This window comes from Sporocytophaga sp., assembly GCF_017745095.1.
GTDB lineage: Bacteria > Bacteroidota > Bacteroidia > Cytophagales > Cytophagaceae > Sporocytophaga.
Genome location: NZ_JAGHZZ010000060.1, coordinates 88,691 through 106,914 on the forward strand (window position 1 = coordinate 88,691; position 18,224 = coordinate 106,914).

An 18,224-nucleotide genomic window follows, 5' to 3' on the forward strand; every position below is an offset into this window, starting at 1 on the left:
AGTCTACCTGACATTTTTTTAGGGCTTAGAGAGCTTTCTATTTGCAATATGCTTGTATGAATGCTCTACTACCTTCAAAATTTAGTTTGAGGGCTTCATGCCAATCTTCACATCCACCTTTTTTGTCACCGGACTGATATCGTAGCACTCCCCTGTTATTGTATGCAAGTCCAAAAGATTTATTTAATTCCAATGCTCTACTATAATCTTTCATAGCTCCCGATTTGTCCCCCAGATTGGCTTTAGCTAATCCTCTGTTACAATATGCATCCGCATAAGCAGGATCCAGGAGTATTGCTTTATCAAGATCTTCAATAACCCCCTTAAGATCATTAGATGAAAATCTAAGGATGGCCCGATTACCATAAACCAGAGGATTGTCAGGTATAAAAATAATTGCTTTCGCATAATCACTTAATGCCCCCTTTTCATTCCCTGTATTGGCCTTTAATATCCCCCTATTCAAAAAAGCCTCTCCATAAGAAGAATCCAGCTCTATAGCCTTGGTATAATCTTTAATGGCAAGGTCTAAAGATTGAATGTGATAATATGTTATACCTCTGTTAAGATATATCTCCTTATCAGAAGGGTTTATCGTAATTGCCTTATTAAAATCTTCCAGAGCTCCTTTAAAATCATTTAGCTTACATTTGGCAATTCCACTATTAAGATAAGCAGCCGTAACATTTGGGTTAATTGACATGGCCTTTTGATTATCTTCCACTGCTCCTTTAACATCATTTAATGCATATTTCACCATACTTCTGTTGCTATAAGCATCAGCATTGTCAGGATCAAAAAGGATTGCCTTATCAAAATCATTCAATGCCTCTTTTAGTTTGCCAAGACTTTTGAGAACAAGTCCTCTATTATTGTAAACAGATAAATATTTGGGATCAAGCATCAATACTTGATCATAATCATTTAAAGCCGTATTTGCTTGGTTGAGTTTTGCATAAGAATTTCCTCTGTTATATAGAGCATTAACATAGTTTGGATGAATTTTTAAAGCCTTATCATATGCTGATATTGCTTCTTTATTTTTGCCAAGATTAGCTAAAGCTACGCCAAGGTTATTATATGCTTCTTTATGAGTCGGATTTAGCTCTAAAGCTTTATTAAAATCCTCAATTGCCAGTTTGTATTCTCCGCTTTTATTGAATTCTACACCTCTGTTATTATAAGCCACGTCAGAAGGGATATGTCCAATGGCATAGTTCCATAAAGAAAGGCTGTCTTTCCAGACATGTACATGTGAGTAATTATAAATTCCAAGAACCAGAACATATAAGGATAATATTCCTCCTCCAATCACATTTCCCTTTTGAAAACTCAGAACCTTTTCGACAGCAAACACAAGTAAAAGAAAAAAACCAATAGAAGGAAGGTATGCATACCTATCAGCCATATGTGCCTTACCTACAGGAAGAATTTGAAGTACCAAAACAATATTCAGTATAAAGAAAATGACTCCAAAGATCACTGTTTTATTCTGTCTAAAGAAAATAACAAGCCATGTAAAACTGCATGTGATAGCTAGAAAAGCGGCATAATAGTAATATGGTATATCTCCCTTAGGATATGGATAAAAAGCAACCAGATCATACGGCCATAAAAGCTTTAATATATACTGCGAGCCTCCATATCCAGCAAATACCAAACGTTTAAACAAATTATAGTCAGGGATTCCTTCTGTATCAGGACCTAAACTTTGAGCATAAACAGCTAAGATTCCAAATGTCAAAGCCAGCAAGAAAAATGGGATTTTCTCTAAAATTACCTTTGCTGATTTTATATTTCTCCCATAAAAAAAATCAACGAGAACCAGAGTTGGGGCCAGTGAAACTGCCATACCCTTTGATAACAAACTGAAAATAAAGAAGACCAAAGAAAGACCATAATTGATGTAATTCTTTTCTTTAGCGAATCCAGCATAAAGCCATAGTGAGATAAGGAAGAAGAACGTGAACAGGACATCCTTTCTTTCTGCTATCCAAGCCACAGATTCTGCATGAATCGGATGGACTCCGAATAATAAAGCGGTGAAAAAAGCGGTATAACTATTTCCGAGTAATCTGTATATCAACAGAAATACCAGAAATGAATTTAAAATATGCAGAATAAGATTTGTTCTGTGATAAGGTAAAGGATTAAATTTATCTGATTGATAATCTAATGATAGAGAAATAAGAGCAAACGGATGGTAATTACCCATATGATTTTCTGTAAAATAGGATTTAAAATCTCCTTTCTCTATAAGGCTTATAAAAGGGCTTTCAGTAACGTAATTTGGATCGTCCCAATTTGTAAATTTATTCTTCAGAACTGGAGTATAACTTAAATAAGTTAGTATTCCAGTTAAGATAATTAAAAGAACAAGATTTAAATTCTGCTTTTTGTCTTTTTCGAAAACAACACTCATAAACTAAAATATTACCTAAAATAACCTTAGACAGGTAAATTTATTGCTAAATAATATTGAATCATAATGGTAAATTTTCCTTTATTCAAGAAGACCGAGAACAACAATACTTATTATAAAATAGCTTCATTTGGCTATTTTGAAGAGATTAAACGGATAGGTAAAAAATATCTTTTTTACACGATTGAAGCCACGCAACTTCCAGAAAGAAATTATATCAGAGACCTTACCGAAAATGAGCAAGGGCATTTCATTTCAATTACTGAAGAGGAATACGAAGAGGTTAAAAAGAAATGTGACCTCCATAAATAATAAAACCTGTATCTTTCCATACAGGTTTTAAGAAAAATTAAATCTAAAGTAATTTAACTACTCTTTAATGAGAGTTCATTTTGCTATTATCCATTTTGCTGTCATTCATCTTTGTGCTGCTTGTTGCATTAAGCTTTGCTTCCAGAGCAGTAGCCTTATCATAGTGCGTCTGAATGGTTTTAAGGTTAGTAGCAGCATAGTTTTTAAGCTCAGTATCTTTAAGCTCTGTAGATGCTTTTTGGAAAAGATCAAGCATCTTTTTATGGCCATCTACCATATGTTTGATATAAGCTTTATCAAACTCAGCACCTGTCTTCTTTTTCAGATCATTGATCATCATGGTTTTCTCCTCTCCGATAGAGGTTGGTACTGTGATGTTTTGTTTGGTAGCGATTTTCTTTAGCTCGGTATTCGCCTTGGTATGATCATCTACCATCAATTGAGCGAAGTTTTTAACTTCTTTATCTTTGGCATTTTTCACAGCTAATTTTCCCATTTCTACTTCAGCCATTCCACCTGTAGCGGCTTTCTCAACAAATTCTTTAGAGTCCATCACGGTCACTTCCACGACCTTTTTAGGTTCAATGGCAGCCTGCTTAACTTCGGCAGTTTGTTTTTCATTACTAGAATTACACGCCGTAGCATATAACAATACACTTAGGCAACCTGCAAGGATCTTTATTTTTTTCATGTTTTGTTTGGAGTTTTCTCTTTTCAAAAGAACTAAACCAGACATGATCCATGAATGTTTAAGGTTTTCAAATAAAAAATATTCTTATCCCTTATTCATCAATTAATTCCATCATAAAATAATATGAGACAGATTTAAAGATTATAAAAAAAGAGAGCCTTCTCTACAAAGGCTCTCCCCACAATTAAAACAATTAAAACAAGGTAATTTATTTAGCAACATATATCTCTTGTCTGCTAGAGGAAATCCTGGATCTATCAATTCCTATCTCTTCACAGATTTTTTCAAGTTCATTTACCCTGTGAAAACAAGTATGCTTTTTATTAATCGCTCTCAGGCCTGAAATAGAAAGTGCTTCATTTATACTTGTATTCAGAACGGCTGCGAGATGCAATACCATTTGTTTTCCTGTTCTTGCAACCAGATAATCTTTACCTGGAGAAAACAAGTTTTCACAATCACTCCATGGGGCACTAATCAGAGGGATACCACAAGCAAGCGCTTCAAAAGGTCTTATTGTAGGTATGCCTGGTAGTAGCTGTACATAAGGTCTCCTAGGTATGTGCACAGTAACACGATACTTGGCAAACACGTCCGGTACTTTAAAATTCGGTAACCATCCTCCATATTCAATGCCTGCTTCTTTAAAAGCTTTGATAACGCTTTCAGGAAACCTTACTCCATATACTTTAGCTTTCAATTTTAGTTCTTTCACTGGATTAATCAGAAACTCCTGCAGTTCAACACTTCTCTCTTCATCATAATTTCCGATCCAGACAAGATCTCCTTCATAAGATTTGCTTCTAGGATAAAACATTCTGGTATCAGCGGCTTCATGCCATGCCCAAGCCCTTTTGGCCCAGCCTTCTATGAGAAAAATATTTTTTATAACATCACCAAATGCCAATACTCCATCTACATTACCAAGATTATATTTTTCTATTGCTTCCTTGTCAGTTACAACCCTGTGATTGGTAACATGGAACAACACCTTGAATTTATGTTTACTTTTCACTTCGCCTATCCTGGCAATCATCTCCGGGTCATTAGCCTCGTGAGCTATAACAAGATCAGCTTCCTTTAAAATATTATCAAGATTTAATTTTAAAGGATTATAAAAATTTGTGCTTAAGTCAGGGTAAAAAGAATAAAACTCTTTAACAGCCTTCTGCCCATGCTCTAATACGAGGTTTTGGATACAGGTATTTCCATCCTGCTCATATAACTTAACATCATGTCCTCTGGATTTCAATTCCGAAATTATTCCTCTTAAAAAATGCGCATTCCCGTTATTCCAGTCAGATATGAGGGATTGATAAAACATTACGATTTTCATATAATGATATATGTTAAAATGTTTATTTGGACCAAAAGAGCAGCGTACTTCACCAGCTCTACCAATGCACTGTGTGATTTCAGAATGAAACATCAGAGTGTTTCACCTTATAAAGTTGTTCTTAGCTTTATGTTAATTTGATAAAGTAAACAGAAGTTTTAACCTTCAACTTGAAAAAATGTTAAAAGTAATAGTCTAAAAATTTTAATCAATATTTAGTTTACGAAGTGCAAGCATTATCCCTGCAACAGAACCGGACACTTTAATTTCTCCCTCTAAAAGCATTGTTTTAAGCTCTTCTATCGATACCAAAAGTACTTCTATAGCTTCCGTCTCATCTAGATTCTGATCTCCTGCTTTGACAGCATTTTTCACTCCATATAAATGAATCCTGTTTGTATCCTTAGTTGGATTATCAATCAGTTCTGCGATCTTTACAACCTTACCTGAATATCCTGTTTCTTCCTTTAGCTCCCTTAAAGCCGCTTCTTCAGGGCTTTCTGATTCAGGATCATATATACCACCTGGCAACTCAATTAATATTTCACCTGAGCCATGTTTGTACTGCTTAACAAGGACAACCTTTTTACTTTTAGTAACGGCAAAAATAATTACTACTTCTGGTCTTACGCTTACAAAATAATCATCAACAATTTTTCCATCCGGCAGCTGTACGAGATCCTTTCGTAATTTATACCATTTATGGTTGAATACTATTTCCGAAGCCAGTGTTTTCCATTTCTCAATCATAGTACAATTATATAAATAAGCTTGGACAAAGCTGTCATTAAAAATGCTTTCGATAAAAAATAATGTTAATAGAAATTTAAATCACAGGACACTCGTCCATTTAACGTACTGCTCCACTATTCTTTTTATGATCTATATCATATCTCATGATGAATTAATCCCTTTTCTCCATCTCCGCTTTAATCACTATGGTATGCTCATCCTGAACTTTATTTCCTAGCATTTTAGGAGGTGTAATTTTATAATCGGTAATGAGTACTTTCCAGTCTGCATCTGCAATAAGATTGCTACCTTTTCTTGTTAGAGTGCCTTCTACGGTTATTTCTTTTGAGACACCATGCATCTTAAAATGTCCCTTTACAGTTACTTTCTGACTTCCCTCCTTTTCGGTATCAAAATTTGAAATAATTTTTCCTTCAAATTCAGCATTAGGGTATTTATCAGTTTCAATCAATTCCTTCATGTGCTTATTTCGCTTCTCTATCCCAGTATCTATGCTTTCAAAAGGGATAGAAAAATAAACAGTCTTCTCATTAAGATTAATACTTCCCCTGAGTTGATTAGAGGTTCCTGTATAACTATTTAATGATGCCTTTGCTTTAAATTCGGCATGTCCTTTTTCCGTAGTGTATGTCTGAGCATAAACATTATTTAAAAATAAACATGATAAAAATAACTTGAGAAATAGAGTAATGCGTTCGGGAATCATAATTATAATTATTTATCTTAAGTAATTAACACTTATCTATTATAACTTGTTATCTATGCCAAACCTAAAAACCGGTAAATGAGTACAAGGAGTTAAATAATTATTTATTTTCAGTCAATATTGTCTGAAATAGATCTAAAATTTTTCATATTGTAATCCTGGTATGATAGAAGAAAAAAATCTGAATCTTAATCAAGAGATTTTTCAGATTCTGATAAAAAGCAGCTCCGAAGGAATATTAGCTTTTGATACAGGATTAAAATTTACCGTCTGGAATAAAACCATGGAGCAAAAGACGGGCAAAAAGGCCGAAGAATGTATAGGCAAATTTGTATTTGACGTATTTCCCCATCTTTTTCAGGAAGAAACAAGAACAAAATTCTTTGATACTCTTAAAGGTAATAGTCCGGTTTCCGAAAACAGCATATTTATCCCAAACGATTCTGGGCAGAAAATTTTTTTTGATGCTAAATATTTCCCTATCAAAAATGGTGAAGAAGTAGAAGGAGGTCTTGTAATCATTAATGACATTACAGAAAGTAATTCTGTAAAAAAACATCTGGATCTGCTAGAACAAACTATTAAAACTACTTTTGAAAGTACGCCATATGACTATTGGTTACTGGATGCTGAAGGGAAATTCCTATTACAGAATAATCATTCAATCCAAAATTTCGGAGACTTGAAAGGGAAAAACTTTACGGTCCTTGACGACTCTCCTGAATTTATAGCAAAATGGAAAATTGATTTTGAAAAATTAAAAAAAGGAGAGACTGTAACGAGGGAACAAAATTATTTCGCCAACCATGATGAAAAACATTTTTACTCTATCATTACGCCAGTAAAACAAAATAAGGAGGTAATGGCCATTGTAGGTCTTAGCATTGACGTTACTGAAAGAATTAAAAATGAAAATATCAGATTAAGAAATGAACTGGAGTTAAAAACCCTTCTGGAAAACTCTCCAGATATCATAGTAAGATTAGATCTTGATTTGAGAATTACTTTCATCAATAAAACTATTGGAAAGATAACTCCAACACCTCCTTCAGCTTTTGTGGGAAGAACTTATAAGGAACTTGGTATGGATCCAAAGGAGTATGCTGACTTCGAAAAACGAATCCTCTATGTAATTAAAGAAAAAACTCCTCTTGAGTTTGAAAACGATTACAAATCCAACCAAGGAATCATATCCTTTTCAATAAGACTCATACCTGAATTTTCCAGTAGCGGAGAAGTCAGTAGCGTGTTGATGATATCCAGGGAAACTACAGGTCTGGAAAAAGTTAGAAATCAACTCCTTGAAAATCAGAACAGGCTATCCGGAATTATGTCGAATATTCCAGGTGCAGTTTTTAAATGTAAAAACGACCCCAACTGGACTATGGAGTTTATTAGTGATGGCGTAAAACAACTCACAGGATACTCTGTAAGTGATCTCATCAACAACAATGTCATTTCCTTTCAGAAACTCATACACCCGGCTGATAGAGTAAAGGTTTGGGAAGAAGTTCAAACAACTATAGAAGAGGTGGGCAATTACCTTGTGGAGTATAGAATTATAACAAAAGAAGGCAAAATCAAATGGGTCTGGGAACAGGGAAGATTGGTTAACAATGGAGGTTTATCAAGTTCATTAGAAGGTGTGATTATCGATATTACAGAGCGTAAGGATTTTGAAGAAGCCTTGAAAAAAAGTGAATCCGAATTAAAGAAAACTAACGCTGAGCTTGAGGCTTATATTTACAAAGCCTCTCATGATCTACGAGGTCCTCTTGCTTCCATTATAGGCCTTGCGATGGTTGCAGAAATGGAGATCGAAGAAGGGCAGGCATTACAGTTTATTAAACTTATCAAAAATCGTACGGAACGCCTTAACGATACTTTAACCAACCTACTTGATCTTGTCAAAGTCAAGCAAAAAGTTCTGGAACCTGAACGAATTATCTCTGAAGATCTGGTAAATGAAATCATTGATAATCTCAAAAGTAAATCCGGAATATCAAACATTGAATTTCATAAAAATCTTCCCTTTAAGGAATTTTACTATGACCCGTTTATATTGACCAACATTCTTCATAACCTTATAGAGAACAGTATTGATTTCAAGCAACCACTTGATTCACCTAAGATATCCATAAGTATGAGCAATGAAGCAGATGGAATAAGAATTGATATTGAAGATAATGGAATAGGCATCCCGGAAGATATTATGGAAAAAATCTTCTATATGTTTTACAGAGGTCACGACAAATCTACCGGATCTGGCCTTGGACTTTATATAGTAAAATCGTCTGTAGATAAAGTTGGAGGTACTATCGACGTTAAAAGTGAGCTCAATAAAGGAAGTAAATTTTCAATATTTCTCCCTTGTATTGAAAGTGGTCAAAGTGAGACTATCTATTCTGAATAACCTCACTTTGATAAGTTTTAGGATTCTGCTTTTGAATGATAACTGATTTGAAGTTCTTTGAATACAAATGCAGATACACCACCAAATACCATGTGGGCAAAAGCATTTACAACATTTCTTCCTTCTGCAAACCAGGGAAATAGCATAGCAAATCCGTAGAAATGAATAAAATAAAGTACTAGCCCGAAAACCACTCCTATGAGCGTGCCAGTAGCCAGGGACTGGAGTCGGATGAGAAAGACCAAAATAAGTGAATATAGTATAGAGAAACCAAAGTGAATAATTCCAGCCAACAATACTATTCCTAAATTAAAATCCTGATGACTTAAAATTCCTTTTCCAAGTATCATTGCAGATATCATTCTTGGCGGCACCCATGGACTAGTCTTCAGATACAATGCCATTAACAGCATTTGAATTACAAGGAAAAACAAACCTGCAATCAAACCTGCGTAAACCCCTTCTTTCAAATCTTCCCTGTTCATAACGAATAATTCTTTCATTAAAAACAAAGGTTAATGCTTATTAGTGCTTACTGTTTTATTTTATTAATAGCTGCATCTACCAATGGATCTTTTCCTGCAAGAAAATCTAGATTGGTCAGTTCTTTATAAATTTCAGGAGCCAATCCAGTTTTTTCAAAAACATTATTTTGCTTGTCTGTAGTGATGCTGGAAACTACAGTATACTGAATTCCATTAGGTAAAGTCCGTTGGATAATAGGACTAAACGCCCCACCGGTAGTATCACCTATAGTTGTTACATTGGGTAGATCCCTGGTTGCCATAACAAAATGCTCTGTTGCACTGAAATCATAGCGATTAGTCAGAATGGCTACCGGCTTTGTTCCTAAGGAACCAAGCGCATCTCCCTGAGTATAGAGTCCGTAGCTTTCTGAAAAATTATTATCAAGAGGACCGGTTTTATTTTTAATATACCCATATAACTGGTTAGTACCGGTAAAATAAGATGCAAGCTTTTGAGCAGAAGAAAGGATACCTCCCCCGTTGCTACGCATGTCCATAATCACCCCTATCAATTGGGGATTTCTATTTACTATATTTCGCAGTGTATCTCTGATCGGTAGGTTGGTAAGAAATGTTCCAACATTAAAGTATAGAATATTACTGTTTATAAAACCATATCTTATGATAGTATCAGTTTTGGTTTTGTCTGAATAATCAGGAGCTGTTACAAAATTTACCTTATTATTAAGGTATTTGGTTCTGACCAGGCTAAAACTAAAATTAGAGTAATACTGATAATGTCTCTCATTTGCCCATGTTTCTCCATTAGGCTTCTTTAATGAGATGTGTCCATCAAGTAAAGGACGCAACATGTTTTTAAAAATTTCAAAAAGTTCATCGTCTGAAGTAGAGGCATTCACTAGAGATCTATTAGCATTATATGTAGTCTGCCAATCTACATGATCGTAACTGAAAAAGGGATAAGTGTTATTGATATCGTTCCAGAAAATTTCAAAGTTTTTTTCTGGAGAGGAACTATTATTTGGTTCTATCAAAGCCTTATCACAAGCCGAAAACAATATAACCAACAACAGGAATGTATAAATATATTTTATTCGAATGAGTTTCACAGAATAAGTTTTTCTTTTATAAACTTGAAGAGTTAAAACATTATAGCAAGTCCTAAGGTCAGATTTTGAATGACCATCTGCTCCTTCCTTGGTTTCTTGTATTGATAATAATAAAAGATATAATTAATGTCGATTCCTATATTTTGGGTAAAACTGTAGCTATAAGTAAGCCTGCTTTCCACACCAAAATATTTTTTGAAAAAAGATGCTCCGGAAACTTTGGTACCAGTACCTTCTTCAGGAGTTAATTTTCTTGAACCTATATTGAATACAGAAGCCGAAAGGGCATATTGAAATTCATGTTGACCGGAAATATAAACCGGCATAATCTGGGGACCAACAGAAAAGAAACGCTCATTCAAGTTATTTTCATAATCCAGAACTAGAAATTTTTTATTGATTATATCATATTGTCCAAAACCTCCAAGTCCTAGACTAAAGCGGTCATCAAAATGTATTCTGGCCAGATAATATGCCCTGGTTTGGAACATTAAAAAATTAACCTGACTTTGAGTAAAGCCATTTACTTTATCGGGAATAAAAGTCCCAAGGTCACCCGAGTAAGAGAAACCATTATTCTCATCTGTTTTAAGTTTACTTTTTAAGAAGTATAACCTCACTCCCAGGAAAGACTTATATCCCTTATAGGAATATTCACTTGTGACGGGAATACTTTTCTTTTTATAAATATAAGTTGAAATTACCCTGTCTTTCAATGTGCTTCCCGCTAAACCAGCACTTACAGATATTTTATTGAAGCTTTCCTGACCTTTTGAAGATAATACAAAAGCCATGAATAAGAGGAGAAAAGCAACAGGACGACCTTTTTTCAGATTCATTTGATTATAAGAAAAAGCCATAAACATTGTTTGGCGAGGCAATATTCGGTCTTTAAAATGGATTTTTGATCAGGAATCTCCGAAAATTTCTTTGAGAACCTTAGTTCTGAAATCGAAAATTTCATTCACCTTCTTCCTGACAATAAGAGCATGAATAAGGGATCCTATTGGACCAAGCGGAAGTGCATAATGCACTAGATCTTCCATTTCAACTCCTTCCTTTACTTCTTTAAACTTATGCAAATGGTGCCAGAAAGCATAAGGACCGAAACGTTGCTCATCTACAAATAATTGCAGATTCTCTACATGAGTTATTTCAGTGACCCAATTCAGAGGAATCCCTGATATCGGATTTACTTTATAACGAATTATCATCCCGGGATGTATCGGGCCTTCGTTTTTTGATAAGACTTTAAAATTTAAAGAGGAAGGAGTAATTTTTGAAAGATTATGAGGAGAAGTAAAGAAATTCCAGGCTTTCTCCATCGATACCGGTAATATCTGAACTCTATTTAATGTATATATTTTCATTTAGCAATTTCAATATATTTATCTGCTTCAAAATTAAATGTAAACCTTAATTTGCTGGGTATACTTTTCAGAATTCAACTTTTTTCAAAACAAATTTCGAATTCCTCACACCCTAAAAACAACTGAAAAACAACACATTAAAAACAAAATATTCCTTTTGATAAAAAAAAATCATTTGATGATTTGGATTTCACCTCGCCGTAACCTAATTTAGTCTATAGATTTAATAGAGTATAAAAATAAGTAATCACTTAATCCTGATATAGCCATGAAAAATCCATTTAAAAACCCATACATCCTATCTGAAAACAACTCTGATTTGTTTGAAGAATATTTAAATCCTTCAGAAAAAGCTGAAGACTATGGCCAGGATTATGCTACCACTAATCCTAAAGTTACATTCTTCGAACAGCGTATTGCTGCATTAGAAGGAGGAACAAATGCTTTGGTGGTAAAATCACTTCATGCTGCTAAATTTCTTTTATTTAAAACATTACTAATTGCCGGACAGAATATAGTAACTGTTAATCCATCCACATTTCAGGGAAAAGAAAAATCGAAGCTTCAGATTCTGGGCATTACAGTTAAATCACTATCAACATATAGTCTTCCTGAATTTAAAAGTTTAATAGACGATAAAACGGGAATAATATATCTAGAAACAATAGGTGAAAATGATCTAAGCATTCCTGACTTTGCCAGAATAATTGCTGTGGCGAAAGAAAAGAACATACCAGTAATAGTGGACAATAGCCATGGTGTTGCCGGATATTTTATAAAACCTCTAAGCAAAGGTGCTGCAATAGTTATTGAAAGCACAAGCGAATATTTTGAAAATGCCCCCAATACCCCTCAGGCCGTTATTATTGAAGGGAATACAGATTGGTCTAAATTCAATGTAAAAACTTCACCTGAGGAAATCACTTATTTTACCTTGGAAAATGGAGTTATCAGACCGGAAAATATAAGTGCTTCTTCCAAACTAACCTTAATAGATCTTCTAAGAAAATCTGTATCCAATCATAATAAATATGAAATTCCCAATGATCCATTAAGTCTGATACATAAACTGGAAACTATTTATGCAAAAGCTTCCAAAAGGTCTGAGAATGCTTTACAGATTGCAAAATACCTAAGCACCAATGAACATATAGCAAAAGTTGTTTATGCTGGATTACCTACTTCTGAGAGTTATTTACCAGCATTTATCAATATGAGAAATGGATTTGGAAATAGAATCGGATTCTATCTTAAAGACAGAACTCAAACAGGAGCATTTATAAAATCAATTAACGAGAAAAATCCAGGAATAGAACTAAAAATAGTATTGAATGGAAGCGCTCCACTTATAATATTCACTGCACCAGAGGATGCTATAAGTATCGTTGTTGCACTTGAATTTGCTTTAAACAACCTAAAAAAAAATTTAGCAGAAGCACACTATCTTCAATTGTCCGGCAATTTGAATGAAATTATCTAAAATAAATCAAATACTCCTTCCAACCAGAAGTGGAAGAATAATTCCCCCAAAAAGCAATCATGAAAGGGAGATTGACCATCGGCATGAAAATAGTATATTCTTACTGGTGAATTAAAAACCTTCTATTTTAAGACATGCACTACTTAACATCAGATGGCATCAATTACAGGTACTTCAAGAGAAGAAATTCATGATTTTTTTAGACTTTCAGTAAAAAAGAGGTTCTAACAAACTTCTTTTTTACTTTCAATACTTTTCCGAGAAAATTCTCCGTATAAAACACTTTCCTAAACAGAATCTTAGTCGGCAATATCAAATTTACTGACCTTATCAATATATACTTTCTCAACCTCCCGGGTTTGCAATAATAAAGAAGTTGACAGGTTGTAAGGATCTTTTAAGCTAAGTAGAACAGGAAATTTGCTTCTTGGATTTCGTCTGTGCATTGATAAAATTGCCAGAGCTTAATTAATTTGCCTTTCCGATATTATTACAGCAATATATAGATGAAATACTTAAAAGATTAAGCATCTAAAATTAAATCTCATACCTAGTATTGCCTTATTTTTCCTCACCTCTTTTTAGACAGAGGGCTCGATCATAGTTTTTTTGATTTCCCAAGAAAAAACAGTTTTCAACTTAATTAAAATTACATCCTCCACCCTCAAATTACACAGTTTTATAATTACCATGCTTTTAATAGATGAATGGCACACTATAATTCGATTAACGAAATTAAAACATCGATTTTACTTGTATTTTTGTCGTCAAAGAACTAAAATTGTCATGGTTAAATTACCGAATATGTTGCAACAGGTAAATATCCTTTTTTCTAATCAGGAGAAAATCTCGTGATAATTTTAAACCAAAAACCTATCAACATGATAAAGAAGATTACTTTACTAATAGTGTTATGTTGTATCTTATTGAGTAACCTCATAGCACAAACGCAACAAAATTATTGGGTTGTTCCTCCAAACAAAATAGACTTTACCGGGACGCCAACTTCATCTTCCCTACCAGGAAGCCCTTCCGCTTCAACATATTTAAACAGTAATGGTGTATTTGATGAAAATGGAAACATACTGTTCTATTTACAGGATAACTCTGTTTATAATAGCTCAGGATCAACTATAGGAAGTCTTGCAAATTATGGATCCTATGTTGATTTGCAGGATGAGATTGCAATCGTTCCTGTACCGGGAAGTTGTACAGAATGGTATGTAATCTATTCTAAACACACTGGTACTGTAGGTGTAGCACTATTATATTCTAAAGTCAATGTATCAAGTTCTGGAGTGGTAACATTTGTAAGTAACGGGAACTTAATTGAAACCAATACATCCAATTTAGTTGGTATTGCAGTATCCAGAATAAAAGCGGGCAATATAAGAAACCTGTATTGTGTGGCTTATCCTTCAGTACGTAGCTTCCAGATTAGCTCTTCAGGAATAGGATCTGGTTCTACAGTTGTTACATATTCCTTGTCTACTTTTCCGGACGGACTTAATAGCCTCAATACCCGTGAAGCTGAAATTTATGAAACTGTTAGCGGAGATTATATCTTATGGGGATCCAGTAATCTGAATAAGGTTTTTGTATATGATCCAAATACAGCATTAGTTAATATAATAACCATACCGAGCACAACTCACGTAAATGGAGTTGAATTTTCACCAAATGGAACAAAAATTTACGCCTCAGTATATGGCTCTTCCGGAGGTATATACAGGATTACGGATTATACTTCTACTGCAACAGTAACGAGACTAACATCTGGAAGAGATTATGAATTATCGCATCTTGAACTTGCAAGAGATGGTTATATATACGGAGTTAACCATCTAAGCACACCTACTGCTGGTAGACTTGGTAGAATTAACCCTTCAACTGATGTAATAAGCGCTTCAGCCTTATCAATTGAAATATATAGCACAGCCGTTTCTGGTCCTTCAGGAGCCGGTTATTACAGGTTACCTGATCAGGTAGACGGAGAAAACTATACTTACAATAGAGGTATTGGTGTTCCCATAATTACAAGCAGCACCATCAACGGGCAAAGCAATGCATCCCCAGGATGGAACACTTTTTATAATTGTGTCGCAATTAATCAAGTTGTGTCTGCTTCAGGTTCTCAAGGGAGGATCATACTTACAAAAGTAGATGCGAGTAAAAATGTAATTGTGGGCGGCAGCGCATTCTCAGCCACCACCAGCTGGAATACAATTGCATCTTTGAATGCGGATCTACGTACTTTTTCGGGAACCAGCAATCATCTTAATAGTAACAATGGGTATTACAAACTGGAAATACAGGTGAAGAATTCCTGTGATAAAATCGAATCTGTTGTATGGTGGCTACAGGTTAATGCTACGCCTACTCCAGCTTCGGTATCATTTACTTTAAACGATTATGCTACTGCGGGTATTCCAGATGCTCCGGTGAAGACAATGACTGGACTTGCTTTGGGAATTTATTCTGGTTCTTATAATTTAAATAACAGTTCCGGAACAGTAACTTACCATACTGTACAAATTGATCAGGTAGATGCCAGTGGAGCATACATTAGAACAATTCTTCCTACGACTACCATAAATGTTGCAGGTGTATCAGGATTAACTTCCCTGGCCTTAAATGGAATCAATATTCCTGCAATTCCTGCCCTTAGTTGGGGAGGAGGTACGGGATTCTTTGCAACAAAAGGTTATGGGAATTATTACAAACTGACTGTGGGTGTAGGAAATGATTGCGGAAGTTCGACAGACTGGTCTTATGTAAATATGAATTGCTATTGCAGATTAGCTAATCTGGCCGAAGAGAGCAATGGGAGTTTGGCATATCCTGTCCCTTTCGATTCTTATTTAATAATGAATGTTCCGAAAAATGAATCTGTCAAAATCTCAATTATTAATTCGCTCGGGGAAAAATTGTACGATAAAGAATTTGATGCTTCTGAAACAAGTGGAGGAATGGTGGAGATTGAAACGATAAATATGGATAAAGGTCTCTACATTTACAGAATGGAATCTAACGGTGAGTCTATTTCCGGAAAGATTATAAAATAACTGTTTTGATAAAAAAAGCAAAAATCCTGGCAATCAACCAGGATTTTTACTTTTCAGAAAAGTGAGAAAATAAATAATATATTTAAAATACTTATGCAAACTTTACGTTTTGTCAGGGTATTTTTATGCGTTATGAATAAGAAGTTACTTCAAATCTTATTTTTCATATTGGCCCTCCCGCTTTGGACAAATGCTCAACAAAATTTAGTACGTAATCCAAGTTTTGAAGAGTACTTCCCTTGCTCCAATAATGCTGGTGATGGTTATTGTTATCCAAGTTGTTCAAATAGAGGACTACCGAGTCCTGGATATTATAAAAATTCTAATACTAAGTACTGGAAATCTGTATCAACGAATGGAGTGCGTTATTTTACGGCCTGCAATATTAATGATATCATATTTACCCAGTTTGATATGGGTTGGTATAAACCCAGATCAGGAACATCTTTTATAGCTATAAGCACCTATAAAAGTAGACAATATGCGACTACTCGTCTTTCCGAACCATTGGAGGCAGGCTGTAAGTACGAAGTGTCTCTTTATGCAAAGCTGATCACAAATATTGACAGTCGACATATTGTATTTTCATACGAATGCGCGACTATAGCTACAGATGGTCTAGGGATTCATTTATCAAAAGATAGCATATATGACCTTTCTTTTCCAAGTAGTGGTACTTTTTATCACCTTACCCCTCAAGTAGAAAATCCTGCTGGAAGTTTGCTTCAGGATTCCGTCAGTTATGTCAAAATCTCAGGAGTATTTATAGCAAACGGAGATGAGGAATATCTTACCATTGGAAATTTCAGAGATGACCAGCATACGCTAACCTTTCGACCTATTGGAAATGTTTCGAACGGAGGTTGTGGTACTTACTTAATTGATGATATTTCTGTAATAAAAATTACTCCGGAGATTGACCTTGGAAATGATATTACAATATGTAGAGATTCAATCATAAACATCGATGCACCACCTATTTTTGATAACTATTTATGGTCAACTGGAGAAACTTCATCAGGTATTGAAGCAACTTCTTCCGGTGAATATTGGGTGAAAGCGGATTATGGCTGCATCAGCAGTACCGATACTATAAATGTTAGTGTTCGGGATCCGTTTCCTGATCTCTTTCAAATAACTGCAGATACCTTTCTTTGCCCTGATCAGATTCCTTATAGTATTTTTGCCTCCTCTGGTTATGACACATACCGTTGGTCTACAGGGGGCATTTATGATTCAATTGTAGTTTCCTCTAAAGGTAAGTATTCCATAGAGGCTAAATATGCATGCGGTATTGTAAAGGATACAATCGATATTGATATTTATGAACCACCAGCCTCTTTAATTATTCCGGCAAAAGATACAACCATCTGCAAAGGAACATCTATTACTTTAAGCACTATTCCCGGCTTCAAACATCATCTCTGGAGTAGCGGAACTAATAATTCAACAATTACTGTAGACAGTGCAGGACGATATCTGCTAGCTGCCTATTCTCCTGAAGGATGCCCGGTTGAGGATTCTATTAAAATCAGCATTAAAGATCTTCCAAAGCTCAATATTGGAAATGATACAATTATTTGCGAAGGACAATCCCTGGGTATATTGGCGACAGCAAACGGAGTGGATAATTTTGTTTGGGATGACGGAAGCATTGAATATGAACGAAGATTCACTAAGTCTGGCAGATATTGGGCAAAAGCCCAAAACCTATGTGCTACGGTCTCAGATACTATAATAATTGATTTTAAAGATTGCACTCCATTTATTCCCAATCTCATTACCCCTAATAATGATAACAAGAATGACGGGTTAAAAGTTGTTACATCTGTCCATCGCGATTTCAAAATAGAGCTATATAACAGATGGGGGCAGAAAATAGCAGAAACTATCGGAGATGAATTCAAAGAACCAATTAACAATGGGATTTATTATTATTGCGTTCATGATCCACTACTCAATAAGATCTATAAAGGATGGATTGAAGTAATTCAGTAAATGAAAAAGAGAAGAAACTGTTCGAAAGACTTAAAAAAAACTTTGAAAGCTATAATAAAGAAGTCAAAAGATCCGCAAATT

14 protein-coding genes are annotated in these 18,224 nt (G+C 34.7%); 5 read left to right on the forward strand and 9 right to left on the reverse strand.

The window, feature by feature from the left end:
* Window positions 1–37: 37 nt before the first annotated feature.
* Window positions 38–2,422 (reverse strand): tetratricopeptide repeat protein, encoded by a 2,385-nt coding sequence (locus J7604_RS26530; RefSeq protein ID WP_293903524.1) that lies wholly within the window; start codon window positions 2,420–2,422, stop codon window positions 38–40.
* A gap of 66 nt (window positions 2,423–2,488) precedes the next feature.
* On the opposite strand from J7604_RS26530, the gene J7604_RS26535 reads away from it, so the two are divergent.
* A complete protein-coding gene (locus J7604_RS26535; RefSeq protein WP_293903527.1) occupies window positions 2,489–2,734 on the forward strand; it encodes a hypothetical protein in 246 nt (81 codons plus the stop codon).
* Between the two features lie 64 nt (window positions 2,735–2,798).
* Here J7604_RS26535 and J7604_RS26540 read toward each other — a convergent pair whose 3' ends face one another.
* The 4 genes from J7604_RS26540 to J7604_RS26555 all read right to left on the reverse strand — a co-directional run bounded on the left by J7604_RS26540 (window position 2,799) and on the right by J7604_RS26555 (window position 6,220).
* Complete coding sequence (locus J7604_RS26540) at window positions 2,799–3,425, reverse strand: DUF4142 domain-containing protein (protein WP_293903530.1); 627 nt, start codon at window positions 3,423–3,425, stop codon at window positions 2,799–2,801.
* Between the two features lie 208 nt (window positions 3,426–3,633).
* Window positions 3,634–4,761, reverse strand: coding sequence for a glycosyltransferase (locus J7604_RS26545; protein WP_293903533.1), 1,128 nt, complete (start codon window positions 4,759–4,761; stop codon window positions 3,634–3,636).
* A 204-nt stretch (window positions 4,762–4,965) separates the two neighbouring features.
* Window positions 4,966–5,511, reverse strand: coding sequence for an NUDIX hydrolase (locus J7604_RS26550; protein WP_293903536.1), 546 nt, complete (start codon window positions 5,509–5,511; stop codon window positions 4,966–4,968).
* Window positions 5,512–5,665: 154 nt separating this feature from the next.
* On the reverse strand, window positions 5,666–6,220 hold the full coding sequence (locus tag J7604_RS26555; RefSeq protein ID WP_293903539.1) for a YceI family protein: 555 nt from the start codon (window positions 6,218–6,220) through the stop codon (window positions 5,666–5,668).
* A gap of 163 nt (window positions 6,221–6,383) precedes the next feature.
* On the opposite strand from J7604_RS26555, the gene J7604_RS26560 reads away from it, so the two are divergent.
* On the forward strand, window positions 6,384–8,633 hold the full coding sequence (locus tag J7604_RS26560) for a PAS domain-containing sensor histidine kinase (RefSeq protein WP_293903541.1): 2,250 nt from the start codon (window positions 6,384–6,386) through the stop codon (window positions 8,631–8,633).
* Window positions 8,634–8,650: 17 nt separating this feature from the next.
* Here J7604_RS26560 and J7604_RS26565 read toward each other — a convergent pair whose 3' ends face one another.
* From J7604_RS26565 to J7604_RS26580, 4 genes are all read right to left on the reverse strand, one after another.
* Window positions 8,651–9,136 carry a hypothetical protein gene (locus J7604_RS26565; RefSeq protein WP_293903544.1) on the reverse strand — a complete coding sequence of 162 codons (486 nt, stop codon included), beginning with the start codon at window positions 9,134–9,136 and terminating at the stop codon, window positions 8,651–8,653.
* Window positions 9,137–9,165: 29 nt separating this feature from the next.
* Window positions 9,166–10,230, reverse strand: a complete 1,065-nt coding sequence (locus tag J7604_RS26570) for a S41 family peptidase (protein ID WP_293903547.1) — start codon at window positions 10,228–10,230, stop codon at window positions 9,166–9,168.
* Window positions 10,231–10,262: 32 nt separating this feature from the next.
* On the reverse strand, window positions 10,263–11,069 hold the full coding sequence (locus J7604_RS26575; RefSeq protein ID WP_293903550.1) for a hypothetical protein: 807 nt from the start codon (window positions 11,067–11,069) through the stop codon (window positions 10,263–10,265).
* Window positions 11,070–11,138: 69 nt separating this feature from the next.
* The gene (locus J7604_RS26580; RefSeq protein WP_293903553.1) at window positions 11,139–11,600 is read right to left on the reverse strand and encodes an SRPBCC family protein; all 462 of its coding nucleotides are present in this window, start codon (window positions 11,598–11,600) and stop codon (window positions 11,139–11,141) included.
* 268 nt (window positions 11,601–11,868) lie between these two features.
* Between J7604_RS26580 and J7604_RS26585 the strand changes: the two genes are divergently transcribed.
* From J7604_RS26585 to J7604_RS26595, 3 genes are all read left to right on the forward strand, one after another.
* The gene (locus J7604_RS26585) at window positions 11,869–13,080 is read left to right on the forward strand and encodes a PLP-dependent transferase (RefSeq protein WP_293903556.1); all 1,212 of its coding nucleotides are present in this window, start codon (window positions 11,869–11,871) and stop codon (window positions 13,078–13,080) included.
* 881 nt (window positions 13,081–13,961) lie between these two features.
* Window positions 13,962–16,145, forward strand: coding sequence for a T9SS type A sorting domain-containing protein (locus J7604_RS26590; protein WP_293903559.1), 2,184 nt, complete (start codon window positions 13,962–13,964; stop codon window positions 16,143–16,145).
* 132 nt (window positions 16,146–16,277) lie between these two features.
* A complete protein-coding gene (locus J7604_RS26595) occupies window positions 16,278–18,143 on the forward strand; it encodes a gliding motility-associated C-terminal domain-containing protein (protein ID WP_293903562.1) in 1,866 nt (621 codons plus the stop codon).
* The last annotated feature ends 81 nt before the right edge of the window (window positions 18,144–18,224 follow it).